Here is an 11104-nt window from a genome sequence, read left to right as displayed (position 1 = left end):
GATCTGCTTGACCGCTTCGATCTTGAATTCTTCGGGGTATCTCTGCTTGCTCATGGCACCTCCTATTGGGCCTCAGGTTTGAGGCTCAGAGGTGTCTAGAAAACCCGGGGCGATTCACCGTACATGTTGGAGTCATGGGCGCGAACAAGAGCATGACCAATGGCCTCGGGCTTTTTGAGTTTGGCTCCCATGACAAATACGCCGTACTTGGAAATGTTTGTCACGTTTAGGTCGCCGACAATTTGCATCGCGGGTTGATCTCCCATCGCTCCCATGTGCCACCACAACGCATTCTGGCGCGCGACAGGGATTAGAACCATTGTCTTGGACGGAACCTCGATGACCCCCACCAGTGGTTTGGGTTTGAAAAGTGACGCGCCCCAACGCCAAGCTTTCCCAAACCAACCGAATATCGTGCCGAGGATGGTGAGAATGCTGATTACGACGCCGACGGCAACTTGAGCAGATTGGAGGTCGAATGGCATGGCCGCCTAACGTTTGACTTAAGCGGCTGGCCGAAGGCCAGTCCACTTGAAGGAATGGTTAGACGCCGGCTCACGGCGACACACCAAACAAGAGCTGTTTCATTGTGGAGAGGGCGGCGCCTACCTCCAACTGTCTCGCCTGAGCGACAACCACGTCAAACGATGTTCGCGAGCCAATCGCAAGGGCGACTTCGTTAAAGAGCGGAATCACCAACGCAATGAAGATCGACAACTGAAGCGACCAGCGAAGAACGCTTGGTACCGGATACAGCACCAGTTGGGCCCAACGCGTGACGTTAGACAGCCGCCGCTGCCGATCGTAGTCTTCGCGACCGTCTTGGTTCTTGAACCTAACGGTTGAAACCAGCGCGGAGACGCTACTCCAGAGTGCTGACCACACTTGACTGACGATGTCGAATATCAGACTAACGAAGTGAAATAGAACCCAAAGAAGAATGTACTTCGCGATACTTCTCTCAAGCGCGGCAGCCTTCGACTGAGACTCGACGACGCGCAGGCGCTCGATGGTCTGCTGAAGTTGAGGAAGTGTGCGTTCTATTTCCTCGCGATAGGCTGTCACCCCCTTCTTCTTGGTCTCTGCAAGGTCATCTAGCATCTTCTGGAGCTCGACGCGGGTCTTGATTTCTTCTACCTTGATTTTGGCGGTTTCCGCCTCTGTCTTTGCAGTTGTCTGCACCGTGCTACTAGCATTCGTAAACTGCACAACGATGGCTATGACGGCGGCCGGCAACGCAAGGATCTCAAGTGCACTTGCCCACCACGGTTTGGCAGGAGGCTTCTTCTTGGACTCCTCCAATTCGCGCCGCTGTCGCTCAAGGTCGCGCTTTTCCTGCTCCAGTCGGAGCGACGCGATCTCCTTTGCAAGGGCTGAAACTTCGGCTGAGGACGGCACGGGCTGATCGACCGGCATTGGAGCGCTCCGTTTGGGCTATTTCGGCGTCTAACGTGTTATGGGGCTCACTGTAACGCTACCTATCACGGGTTGTGCGCCCCAATACCAACAGACGTGTCGCATGAAGACCGATGAAACGGTTGAACTTTTCGTCAAGGTGTCCACGTTCCAGCCCTATTAAAATCGTGTGCAAAGCAGCAGCCGTTACAAGCGGTGGGTGCGCTGATCAATGCCTCCGATGTCCGCTTCTGGCCGACTGTAGCCGGCCAAGGCACGAGCCGACGACGATGCGCTAGTCATCCTGGCCGGGGCAAATCTCGAAGACATCTCCGTTCGTGGAGTCGCAGACTCATGGAAGATGTCGTGGAGATACTGCGGTAGCTCAGCATGGGTCACGTCGGATGGAATCGCGAAGCCTGCTGGCCGGCGCTTCCCCTCGTTTCCCATCAGCTACGTAGCCCAGGCGTCACCGACCCGCTCGACGGCAATGATTCGTCCGAAAACGTTGAAGCGGTAACGCATAGTCCGTTCCTTTCGAGCGGTCGTAGCGGTTGATGTCCGCTCCTGGCCACATCCTGCCATGGGCCGCCCTGTCAGCCCGCTGTTTGCCAGTACAGCAACACGAATTGGTCTTCAGCTTCGCAAACTACGCATTCCTCAGTTTCGATTAGTTTGGGCTGAAGGAAGAACCGCTTTTGAAGGTTCTGCGGCGGCTCGAGCCCAAGCCTCTCAACTATGGGGAAGCACAACATGCTTCCAGGTCTTATGACGTAGTCGTGGGCAATCTGCCATGCTTCGTGCTTCAGCTCAAGGACTTCCAGGCCCTCAAGGTCGACCATCTCGTGAGAGAGTTCCTCCACCATGGATGACAACGCGGCCGCTACAAACTCGGCGATGCTGGAGAAGCCGCTCTTTTCGCCGGAAACGTAGAAGCTATATGCCTCCGGCCCCCGAGACTTGCCTGCCGCCAGCAACACCTGCGGTAGCGGGGTAGCGCTCCTCAGCCTGTCCAGTACCTCAATCGCTTTCATATGGTGGATGTCTGCCCTTGGCCGCATTCTGCCGGAGAGCCGCCCGCTCAAACAAGACCGGGCGGCTTGCCGCATCAGGCGTCGGTCTGCTCCGCAAGCTCCAGCGCATCTTCGACCTCGATGCCCAAATAACGTACCGTGCTCTCGAGCTTGCTGTGGCCAAGCAGGAGCTGCACAGCGCGCAGGTTCTTCGTGCGCCGATAAATCAACGAGGCTTTCGTCCTGCGCATCGAGTGCGTGCCATACGTCGAGCTGTCGAGGCCGATTTCCTCGACCCAGCTGTCTACGATGCGGGCGTACTGCCTCGTTCCGATATGGGGCGACTCGTGGACACGACTCGGGAAGAGGAAGTCCCCGGCCTTCAAATGTGCCGTAGCAATCCAAGCCTCAACGGCTTGGCGCGTCGGGCCCGTCATCTCGAACTGGACTGGCTGTCCGGTCTTTTGCTGCATCACCTTGGCGCGGGCGGCTACCCGCTCGCTGTTGGACACGTCGCGTACCCGAAGCTGGACAAGGTCACAGGCCCTGAGCTTGCTGTCTATACCGAGGTTGAATAGCGCGAGGTCGCGAATACGACCTTGGAGTTGGAGACGGACCCTGATGGCCCAGATTTCCTTCAGTCTGAACGGGGTCTTCTGTCCTACGAGCTTTCCCTTGTTCCAAGGCTCGCGACAGCAGGTCGAAATTGCTTCCATGATGAGCTCCTATGTTGATGGGAGCTTCATCGTGCGCCTGTGGACGGTTACCTGTAAGGGCCCACAAGGGACGCTCACGTCGTTCCGGTGCGGACACTGCATCATCACGCGTGAGCAAGTCCGCAGAACGTCAACAGTGCGGAGAGTTGGTGAGGCGACCTCGCCAGAAAGCGTAGCCACGGCTCAACCAGTTGTGCGGAGGAAGTGGAGGAAGTCGCCGGCCCAGAAATGAAGCAAGAAAGTCTTCATCGCCGAAGCGCAAACGGTATGTAGCAACGAGCACCCAACGGCGTCGTCGAACCCGTGCCTTCACGGCGCCGGGGACCAAGCCTCGTTCACGAAAGGCATTGCCACGAAGCACGCCTCGGAGCGACTCCTTAGACATCCGCAATAGCTTGCCCTTGTACTGACTAGCGTGCGTCTTGGCCGTGCGAAACCGGTACCTTCTGATTCTCATTGCGGGTGTGGGGTGCGCCTAGACTGCCTCTGGCCGGATTCGGCGTTACCGGCTTATGAAGCATTCTGGCGCATTGCCCTGGATTCCCCAGCACATGAGGCCGTCGTTCAATTGGTCCGCAACAAGAGCAAACTCGTTCAGCCCCTCGTCGAAGATGAGTAGATAAGAGGCATCCTCCGCGACAACCCAGCACGGCCGTGCCTCGAGGCCCGCGCTAGGCGCGCTCAGCCCTTTCCCCATGTCCATGGAGTATTTGGCAGGCCTGGGCGCAACCAAGAACGCGCGCATTTTTTCCACTTCTGAGGCTACCCGCTCCTTACTCCAAGGGTTACCGCCAAAACCGTCATGCACGGCCGGTCGCGTGTATCCGGCGACATAGCTTGCCATCTGCTCCAGTACCAACAGCTCTAGTTCTCGGGGGCTCATTGCGAGGACGAAGGTTGGGAATGGGCGATTAGGGCAAATGTCCGGTCTTGGCCGACTAGAGACGTCTCAGCCGAGTTCTCCAAAACCGGCCTGCAAGCACGAGAAGGTAGCCAAGCGGTAGGGCGATGACATCGAGGAGCTCGACCAAAGCGCTCCGAGGTACGACCCTCATCATGCAACGCTGCTCGGGTATCCCTGCCCACCAACAGCCGAGCTCCACCGGCAACAGGTCGAAAAGTGCCATGGACGCACCTGTGAGGGCCAGCGTCCACCCAAATGCCTCCATGATTCGAGGTGTCCAGAATTTCATCGCTCGCTCTCCAATGTCCGCTCCTGGCCGCATTCTGTCCTATGCTGCTGACGCTTGGTCGTCCCGAATTGACATCAGATTCGCCGCGCTTGCGCAAACCATTGCGGTGACCCAAATCCAGCCACCAATGGCCAAGCCCGCTGACATTGCCGGTGCGCCACCGGGCGCGGGGCAAGCTCCTGCTGGCGCAATCGAAAGGATGGCGAGAAATGCCGTGGCGCCGGCGACCCAACGAAGCTTTCTTGGAGCGACGAAGCATCGAGCCATGAGCACGAGAAACCCGATGTTGGCGAACCAGCGGGGGTCAAGCCCTAAGAGGCCCGCCCAGCCGGTTGCGAGAACGTGGTACCCCTGGTACCCCACCACGCCCACCGGACATACAAACGCCGGAAGCGCGAGCGAAGCTGCAAACAGGATAGCGGCAACGATTGCGAGTGAGCGAGATGGCATCAGAGCTTTCTGGGTACGTCGTGGGGCATTCTGGCGCTCGTCCGAAGGTCCGCACTTGGCCGATTGTTGTCCGATGGCTAGTACACCAAGAGGAAGTAGCCGATGAGGCCGCAAGCAAGAACGACGACCGCCCAGTAGGCCAAGCGTTGCCCCTTCGGCAGCGAGTCATACCGCTCCTTGCTCATGTTGGGAACTCCCATCGGTCTCTCCAGGTTGCGTTTTCTGATTGGTTGGGCGGGACGCGGGAAGGTCCGGTCTTGGCCGTTCTCAGAACTTCCACCAAGGCTTCCTTTGATTGAGCGCCTCGCTTGGCTCCGTGTTCAGTGCGTCTGCGGTGGACGCTTCGAATGGGCCGAATTTCTTCAGCACTTCGCCTCCTTGGACGATGCGTATCCAAGTGTCCAATATGTCCTCACCGATGCCGCGTCCAACAAAAGTGACAGCGGGAAACGCCAGGGAAACCGCTTGGACCATCTCGACCAACGACGCGCCGTCTACGCCGTTGAACCCCGGCCGCGCCAACCCTTGACCTGTCGCTGAAGCGCGAAGGTCGGTTAGCACATCGAGGCTCCAGTCACGTTGGTTCACGAACGGCGCGGCCGCGTTGGCAACCATGTCTGGCGTAAGGGTGCCGAGTGCGTAGTCCGCGTCGTTCCATTGCAGCTCAAAACGGGTGTAATAGCTCATCGTTCAGTCACGCTTTGGTTGTTCAAGGTAGAAGTAGGCAGTGGTCTCGGAAGTCCGCTTCTGGCCGACTGTCGCCGGCCTGCGCCGCTGTCGCCCTTGAGCGGGTACGCAAACTGAGCCGGCGTGACGAACTTCCGCCTTTAGCCGATTACAGCTGGTTTATTCAACTAGCGAGAGTCCCTATTTATGGCTTGCATTTGGCAGGCCCAAAGGAATGTAGTCCTTGCTCATGACCACCCCCAGTGCCTCCCGCTCCGGCTCTGGCATAGGTGCAGCAGACTTCATAGTGACCTGCTCGGTGAGTTGCGCGTTGCACGTCAATGTCACTTCGTCTTCCACAGCCATTCCCGGCGGCCTAGGGTGGGTGAACATGTCCACCGCCACCAGTCTCACCAACTTCTTGGTCAGGTCCGGAGCCTCCAGATTCCCAATTGCCTTGTCGAGACCCGGCAGAAGCTCCTCTAAGCTCATGCCCGATTTTCTCTTTTCGTCGGAGGCGCCCGCGATACGCCCCATTTCAGTGCAGAAGTTCATCCGGGAAAGCAGTGCAAGCGACAAAGCCGGCTGTGTCTCGAACGAAGTGCGAAAGTCTTGTGCCGCTGCCTGCTGCAGGAAAGTCCCGCAAAGGAGGAGCAAAGCGGCATTAGGGATTCTGGTCATCATTTTCTTATGCAGCACGGCTGCTTGACGGATTTCCGCTATTGGCCGCATTCTGCCCGCCAGCTAGGCGGCCTTCGATGCCGCAGCCGCAGGGAGGTGCGGGGAGCGCCGCCAGAGTGGCATTCGAGCACCAAAAGCGAAGGCGCAGAAAAAGAGAGTCGCAGCGACACCAACGGAGAACGCAGTGTCAAAAAACGCCTCGAGGCGGTGTGTGCGACCCCATTCGTTCGACGGATACGCGGCTATCAAAGTAGAAAGAGCGAGCGCTGATGCGACCCCGGCCGCGGCCATCAGCGCAACTGTCGCTGCACTCACGCGAACAAGAAGCACGGACACGGGCATGACTACAAGGGATGCAAACGGCAGCACAAAGATGAGAGACAGGATGAACATATACCCGGCTCCCTGCATGCCGCCTCCACCCTTGAGAACGAGTAGCGCCAAGATGACGAAATCAGTAGAGATGATTGCGCAGTAGCCCTGCGCGACCTGGCGTAGGCCCAAGCGCTGGAACGACTGCCAGGCGATGGCGCGAGCGAAGACCGTCGGAATCACAAGAATTGCCAGAAGAAGCCCCAAGCCGAAAGGGGAGCTGAGGTAACTAGCTGCGAAGTCAGGCGCCATAGTCAACGAATCATTGTTTGAGGCTCAAGCGCTGCGGTTATGCCCGCTTTTGGCCGATTGCGGCTGGCACAGGGCCAAGCTGACGCCGACCTACCTTAGCGTCGTATGGGCAGATCCAACGGTCAGGCTCATCGGCTGCACCATGAGAGCAGAGTTCTCACGCAGCGGCTCCATTTCCCCTGCGGGGCGAAAGCCGCATGCCACGTACAAGCGCATGGCGGGCGCTTCTGCCGCAGCGACATCCAAACAAACGCGACACGCGCCGACGCATTCAGCCCAATCGATTGCCGCTCTAACGAGTGCACGTGCCGCCCCCATTCCGCGCGAGGCTGGATCGACCCACATCTGGAATACATTCACGACCATCCGCTGGTCGTTAGACAATTTGCACCACGTAAGACCGCAAACGTTCTCACCACTGCGCGCAAAAAACACGCGATCCTGACCGGAGGCAATAGCGACTGCGATCCGGGCAGCCCACATCTCGTCCGTTCTACTGGCCTCGGCTTCGTAGGTGCTTCCAAAGGCATTTGGAGCATCGAGCAGAGCCCGAAGCCGCACATCCCGGTAGATTCGCCATTCGTTCTGTTCTGCTGGTCGGACAGAAATCACAGCGCCAACTTTTGTTTTAGACATTTCCACGCCTGCTTCCAGGCGCGTTTCAGTGACGGCCTGCAAAGTCTGCTGATGGCCGCTAACGGAGGTTCAGCACCATGTGCTCCTCATCGTAGAACTTGCCTCCGACCTGCATCGCCCTCGGCTCAACGCCAAACGTCGAGAAGCCGATGGCAGCGTATAGCTGCCTGGCGGCCGCATTCTCTGTGTTCACGCAAAGCTGCACCTGTGCGATGTTCCAATTTTCCGAGGCATGGGCAATCGCGGTGGTCACCAAGGTTCGCGCGATGCCTCGCCCACGGTGAGCCGGTTCGACATAAACACCCCAGACAGTTGCCTTGTGCCGCACTTGCACGAGTGCGTCTCGACGAATCCCGGCAATTCCAATTAAAGCAGCACCGGCGAATACGCCAAAGACAGCCTGCAGCGTCGTCGCACAAATACGCCCTTCGACCTCCTTGGGGGTCCGCGCCTCTTCTTCGCTGCGCGTCGGCCAGAAAGATGTGGGTGAGCTGTCGATGGCACGAAGCCGCAACGCTTTGAATTGACCAGCATCGGCTGGCTCGAGGGCTCGGACAGAAGTAACGTCGTCTTGCATCAGCATCCCATAGCAGCTTGGTAACCTCGATTCGAGGCTGGGGCGTGGAGCCAATGACGGCTGCGAGCTCGACGCGGTGTCAGGGGGCTCGTGAACGCCGTTTGCGTTTTGGCAGTGAACATCTTAGGTCTCAGCAAGGCGGTGAACTCTACGGGCGCCCACGAAAGGTTTCGCTGGCGCAGCTCCGAATGGCGGTTGTGGGGCGTGTCCGTCGGTCAGTTCCTGGCAAGTTGGAAAGCAAGCATGAAGGTCCGTTGTTGACCGGATTCTGCCCCGGCGGCGAGCTTGCGGATGTAGCCGGTGCGACGGCCGGACCCTCGGGGCCGCCGGCGCATTTCTCGACTCAGCCAAGGCACCGATGCGGATCTGTGATCGATGGAGCGCATAGGCCACACACACACTCCCTCCTGCTGGTTCTACGCGGCCCTCGCGAACTTGCAGATTTCATTCGAATAATCTCGCAGAAACGCCTGCTTGTTCGGATGTGACTCAGTGGTTTGCGGCGGTGGAACGTCCATGAACGAGAAATGGCCAGCGCCTTCGGTGACGCGGACATCCACAACATTCCAGTCGTGCATGGCGCATGCGAGCCATTCTGTTTGGGCTGGCGGGGTGATGCTGTCGGCCGATCCCACCCACGCCAAAACCGACACACGCACTGCATCAAGTGCGTTCGGAGCTTGAAAAAAACCGGTTGGCGGCGCCAAAAGGGCCAGACGAGCCAAGCGACGGTCCGGTGCGATGCTGACGCAACGGCCTGGCCCTAACCACAACTGGGCTCCGGCCATTGCGACGAGGATGGCAGCACCGATCGAATGCCCCACGCCTATCGATCTTGCGGAGGGCTCAAGAAACGCATCCATTGCAAGGGTGAGGCGTCTTGCCCGAACGGTCAGTTCCTCCTCTGTTGGGCTAGTCGAAGCCAGTCGCTCAAAATGTGGCGCAACAACTGTGCAGCCAGATTCGGCCAAGGCGTCCATGAGAGTAGAGAGCCGTTCCGGCTGGCCGCCCGATCCCACTGAAAAAAGAACGACAGGCGAACCTATGGCAGCTTTCCGGACTGAGACCTCAAATGAGTCACGGCCGTCTTGCAGTGTCTGCGTCAGCATTGGACGTGGCTCCTTGGGGGCAGGTCGCTTCGGTTGGGATTTATCGGATCTATCTATCGGTGCGCTCTAAGGCTCTTGTGAACGTCCGGTCTGGGCCGCATTCGGACATTGGCCGACCATTCTTTGCCATCATGGGAAGGTCAAGTCCAAACCCAGCATCCTGCTAAGGCCAAAGGTAAGGAGCGAGAGGCCCAGGAGCGATAGCACGAAGACTGCGGCGACCTTCCCGCCCGCGCGTAGCACCGCGCTCTGCTCCTCCTTCCCCTTCTTCGCTCGCTCATAGTGCCACTTGATGGCGAAGAACATACCCGTGCCGAACACGAGAACCTTGAACGTGACGAAGACTATAGGGACCCAATCCATCATTTTGAGTATTTCCAAGCTATTACTTGATGCGATGGCTCACGGCATCGGATGTCCGATCTTGGCCGCATCCTGCCACAGGTGACCAGGCGGCATCAGGCCCATAGCTGAGGTTGACCTGCAGCCCGCAGAGGCGTCGAAGGCTGGTGGAGCCCTACATAATCGGCACTGTCCCCTACTTGTTCGAGATGCCTACCTTTCGTCATGGATAAATTCTTGCTGCAACAGCAGGTGCTGGAACGGCTCGCTGAAGACCTGCTTCAAGTCGAAAAAGCGGTGCGGGCGGCCCATGAAACGGCGACCCACGAAGAAAACATCGCCGAAAACAAGTACGACACATTGGGGCTCGAAGCCGCCTACCTGGCCACCGGCCAAGCTCGGCGCGCCGAGGCTATCTGCCAAGCAATGGCAAGCTGGCGCCAATTCCGTCCGCGTCCCTACGACGCCAGCAAAGGTATACAGCTCGGCGCGCTGGTCTGCCTCGTCGATTCCCATGACAAGCAGCAACAGCTCTTTCTCGGCCCGGACGGGGGCAGCATGAAGTTGCTCAGCGGCGCTCAGCTCATTCAGGTCATCAGCAGCGAAGCACCTTTGGGCAGGGCCATGCTGGGTAAATGCGAAGGTGATGAGCTATCGATACAGGTCGCTCCTATCCGACAGCATTTCGAGGTTCTACGGGTTCATTGAGCCGCAAGCAGTTCATGCCGATTGGCCGAGGTCAGCAGACGTGCAGGCGTCGTGAGCGTACCGGTTGGCTGGCAAGGGCCCCGAAGCGTCTTCCGACTTTGTCCAAAGCTGCCGGTCGTCGCGCCAAAGCTGAGAGACATCCCTGTCCGCGCACTGTCTAGCCAGGCGCGCTAAGTAAAAACCAGCCATGTCCACCACCGCTTTAGTCGCACGCCCCCAGTGCGCCGCGTGCCTGCGGCCGCTCAGCGCCTGCATTTGCCGCTGGGTCGCGCCCACCGCCCACGCGGTGGAGGTACTAGTGCTGCAACACCCACTGGAGCTACACCAGGCCAAAGGCAGTGCTCGCCTGCTGCAGCTCAGCTTGGCGCACTGCCGCTTGGTGGTGGGTGAGGCATTTGCCGCGCCGGTCTGGCCTGTGGACGGCAAGCACACGCTGCTGCTGTACCCGGACAGTCAGCAAGATACCGCCCCAGACCCGCGGGTCCCACCCCCGCTACCGCCCGAGTGGCCGCAAGCCCAGTCTCACCTGCGTCTGGTCGTGCTGGACGGCACCTGGCGAAAAAGCCGAAAGATGCTCTACCAAAGCCCGCCACTGCAACAGTTGCCCCGCTTGGCCCTGCGCAATCTGCCGCCTTCGCACTACCGTATCCGCAAAGCCCATGGGCCTGACCAACTGTCCACGCTGGAGGCGACCTGCTACGCCTTGGGCCAACTGGAAGGCGATGCGGCGCGGTTCCAGCCCTTGTTGGATGCCTTCGACGCGTTTGTAGAGTACTTGGAGCAGGCTGGCGGGCAGCGGAATGCGCAAACTGACAAGTCATTCGCTCGACCAAGGGTTACCGGGTTCATTTAAGTGAACAGCCAAATGGCTGGTTTTGGCGGCGGATTCAACTGGTCAGCGCAACACATTCGCTGAACATCTCAGCGGGTGTGTGGAAGCCGAGCGTCTTGCGCGGCCTCTCGTTCAATTGTCGCGCTATCGCGTTGAGTTGGA

Annotated in this window: 15 protein-coding genes; 2 read left to right on the top strand and 13 right to left on the bottom strand. The window is 58.9% G+C overall.

What is annotated here, in order from left to right:
• Positions 1-95: 95 nt before the first annotated feature.
• From ACSFA2_RS25285 to ACSFA2_RS25225, 13 genes are all read right to left on the bottom strand, one after another.
• Positions 96-485, bottom strand: coding sequence for a hypothetical protein (locus ACSFA2_RS25285; RefSeq protein ID WP_435458090.1), 390 nt, complete (start codon positions 483-485; stop codon positions 96-98).
• A 70-nt stretch (positions 486-555) separates the two neighbouring features.
• Entirely contained in the window at positions 556-1416 is an 861-nt protein-coding gene (locus tag ACSFA2_RS25280) for a hypothetical protein (protein WP_435458089.1), read from the bottom strand.
• Between the two features lie 186 nt (positions 1417-1602).
• A complete protein-coding gene (locus tag ACSFA2_RS25275) occupies positions 1603-1845 on the bottom strand; it encodes a DUF7661 family protein (RefSeq protein ID WP_435458088.1) in 243 nt (80 codons plus the stop codon).
• A 146-nt stretch (positions 1846-1991) separates the two neighbouring features.
• Positions 1992-2429, bottom strand: coding sequence for a hypothetical protein (locus ACSFA2_RS25270; protein ID WP_435458087.1), 438 nt, complete (start codon positions 2427-2429; stop codon positions 1992-1994).
• 74 nt (positions 2430-2503) lie between these two features.
• Positions 2504-3124, bottom strand: a complete 621-nt coding sequence (locus tag ACSFA2_RS25265) for a tyrosine-type recombinase/integrase (RefSeq protein ID WP_435458086.1) — start codon at positions 3122-3124, stop codon at positions 2504-2506.
• A gap of 502 nt (positions 3125-3626) precedes the next feature.
• A complete protein-coding gene (locus tag ACSFA2_RS25260) occupies positions 3627-4007 on the bottom strand; it encodes a hypothetical protein (protein ID WP_435458085.1) in 381 nt (126 codons plus the stop codon).
• 1027 nt (positions 4008-5034) lie between these two features.
• Positions 5035-5454, bottom strand: a complete 420-nt coding sequence (locus tag ACSFA2_RS25255) for a hypothetical protein (protein ID WP_435458084.1) — start codon at positions 5452-5454, stop codon at positions 5035-5037.
• A 180-nt stretch (positions 5455-5634) separates the two neighbouring features.
• Positions 5635-6114: a hypothetical protein gene (locus tag ACSFA2_RS25250; RefSeq protein ID WP_435458083.1), complete on the bottom strand. Its 480-nt coding sequence runs from the start codon at positions 6112-6114 to the stop codon at positions 5635-5637.
• A 63-nt stretch (positions 6115-6177) separates the two neighbouring features.
• Entirely contained in the window at positions 6178-6738 is a 561-nt protein-coding gene (locus ACSFA2_RS25245; protein ID WP_435458082.1) for a hypothetical protein, read from the bottom strand.
• 90 nt (positions 6739-6828) lie between these two features.
• Complete coding sequence (locus ACSFA2_RS25240) at positions 6829-7374, bottom strand: GNAT family N-acetyltransferase (protein ID WP_435458081.1); 546 nt, start codon at positions 7372-7374, stop codon at positions 6829-6831.
• A 58-nt stretch (positions 7375-7432) separates the two neighbouring features.
• Entirely contained in the window at positions 7433-7951 is a 519-nt protein-coding gene (locus ACSFA2_RS25235; protein WP_435458080.1) for a GNAT family N-acetyltransferase, read from the bottom strand.
• 416 nt (positions 7952-8367) lie between these two features.
• The gene (locus ACSFA2_RS25230) at positions 8368-9060 is read right to left on the bottom strand and encodes an alpha/beta hydrolase (protein ID WP_435458079.1); all 693 of its coding nucleotides are present in this window, start codon (positions 9058-9060) and stop codon (positions 8368-8370) included.
• A 129-nt stretch (positions 9061-9189) separates the two neighbouring features.
• A complete protein-coding gene (locus ACSFA2_RS25225) occupies positions 9190-9426 on the bottom strand; it encodes a hypothetical protein (protein ID WP_435458091.1) in 237 nt (78 codons plus the stop codon).
• A 201-nt stretch (positions 9427-9627) separates the two neighbouring features.
• Here ACSFA2_RS25225 and ACSFA2_RS25220 point away from each other — a divergent pair, with 201 nt between their 5' ends.
• Both ACSFA2_RS25220 and ACSFA2_RS25215 read left to right on the top strand, forming a co-directional pair.
• Complete coding sequence (locus ACSFA2_RS25220; protein WP_435458078.1) at positions 9628-10110, top strand: GreA/GreB family elongation factor; 483 nt, start codon at positions 9628-9630, stop codon at positions 10108-10110.
• A gap of 187 nt (positions 10111-10297) precedes the next feature.
• On the top strand, positions 10298-10963 hold the full coding sequence (locus tag ACSFA2_RS25215; RefSeq protein ID WP_435458077.1) for a tRNA-uridine aminocarboxypropyltransferase: 666 nt from the start codon (positions 10298-10300) through the stop codon (positions 10961-10963).
• The last annotated feature ends 141 nt before the right edge of the window (positions 10964-11104 follow it).

It is taken from the genome of Variovorax cryoconiti (assembly GCF_051216395.1).
Classification (GTDB): Bacteria; Pseudomonadota; Gammaproteobacteria; order Burkholderiales; family Burkholderiaceae_C; genus Variovorax.
This window is presented reverse-complemented; position numbering and strand designations above follow the sequence as displayed.

Coding starts and splice junctions, on each gene's coding strand:
- ACSFA2_RS25285 (WP_435458090.1), bottom strand. CDS start 485: ATGCCATTCGACCTCCAATCTGCTCAAGTTGCCGTCGGCGTCGTAATC.
- ACSFA2_RS25280 (WP_435458089.1), bottom strand. CDS start 1,416: ATGCCGGTCGATCAGCCCGTGCCGTCCTCAGCCGAAGTTTCAGCCCTT.
- ACSFA2_RS25275 (WP_435458088.1), bottom strand. CDS start 1,845: ATGGGAAACGAGGGGAAGCGCCGGCCAGCAGGCTTCGCGATTCCATCC.
- ACSFA2_RS25270 (WP_435458087.1), bottom strand. CDS start 2,429: ATGAAAGCGATTGAGGTACTGGACAGGCTGAGGAGCGCTACCCCGCTA.
- ACSFA2_RS25265 (WP_435458086.1), bottom strand. CDS start 3,124: ATGGAAGCAATTTCGACCTGCTGTCGCGAGCCTTGGAACAAGGGAAAG.
- ACSFA2_RS25260 (WP_435458085.1), bottom strand. CDS start 4,007: ATGAGCCCCCGAGAACTAGAGCTGTTGGTACTGGAGCAGATGGCAAGC.
- ACSFA2_RS25255 (WP_435458084.1), bottom strand. CDS start 5,454: ATGAGCTATTACACCCGTTTTGAGCTGCAATGGAACGACGCGGACTAC.
- ACSFA2_RS25250 (WP_435458083.1), bottom strand. CDS start 6,114: ATGACCAGAATCCCTAATGCCGCTTTGCTCCTCCTTTGCGGGACTTTC.
- ACSFA2_RS25245 (WP_435458082.1), bottom strand. CDS start 6,738: ATGGCGCCTGACTTCGCAGCTAGTTACCTCAGCTCCCCTTTCGGCTTG.
- ACSFA2_RS25240 (WP_435458081.1), bottom strand. CDS start 7,374: ATGTCTAAAACAAAAGTTGGCGCTGTGATTTCTGTCCGACCAGCAGAA.
- ACSFA2_RS25235 (WP_435458080.1), bottom strand. CDS start 7,951: ATGCAAGACGACGTTACTTCTGTCCGAGCCCTCGAGCCAGCCGATGCT.
- ACSFA2_RS25230 (WP_435458079.1), bottom strand. CDS start 9,060: ATGCTGACGCAGACACTGCAAGACGGCCGTGACTCATTTGAGGTCTCA.
- ACSFA2_RS25225 (WP_435458091.1), bottom strand. CDS start 9,426: ATGATGGATTGGGTCCCTATAGTCTTCGTCACGTTCAAGGTTCTCGTG.
- ACSFA2_RS25220 (WP_435458078.1), top strand. CDS start 9,628: ATGGATAAATTCTTGCTGCAACAGCAGGTGCTGGAACGGCTCGCTGAA.
- ACSFA2_RS25215 (WP_435458077.1), top strand. CDS start 10,298: ATGTCCACCACCGCTTTAGTCGCACGCCCCCAGTGCGCCGCGTGCCTG.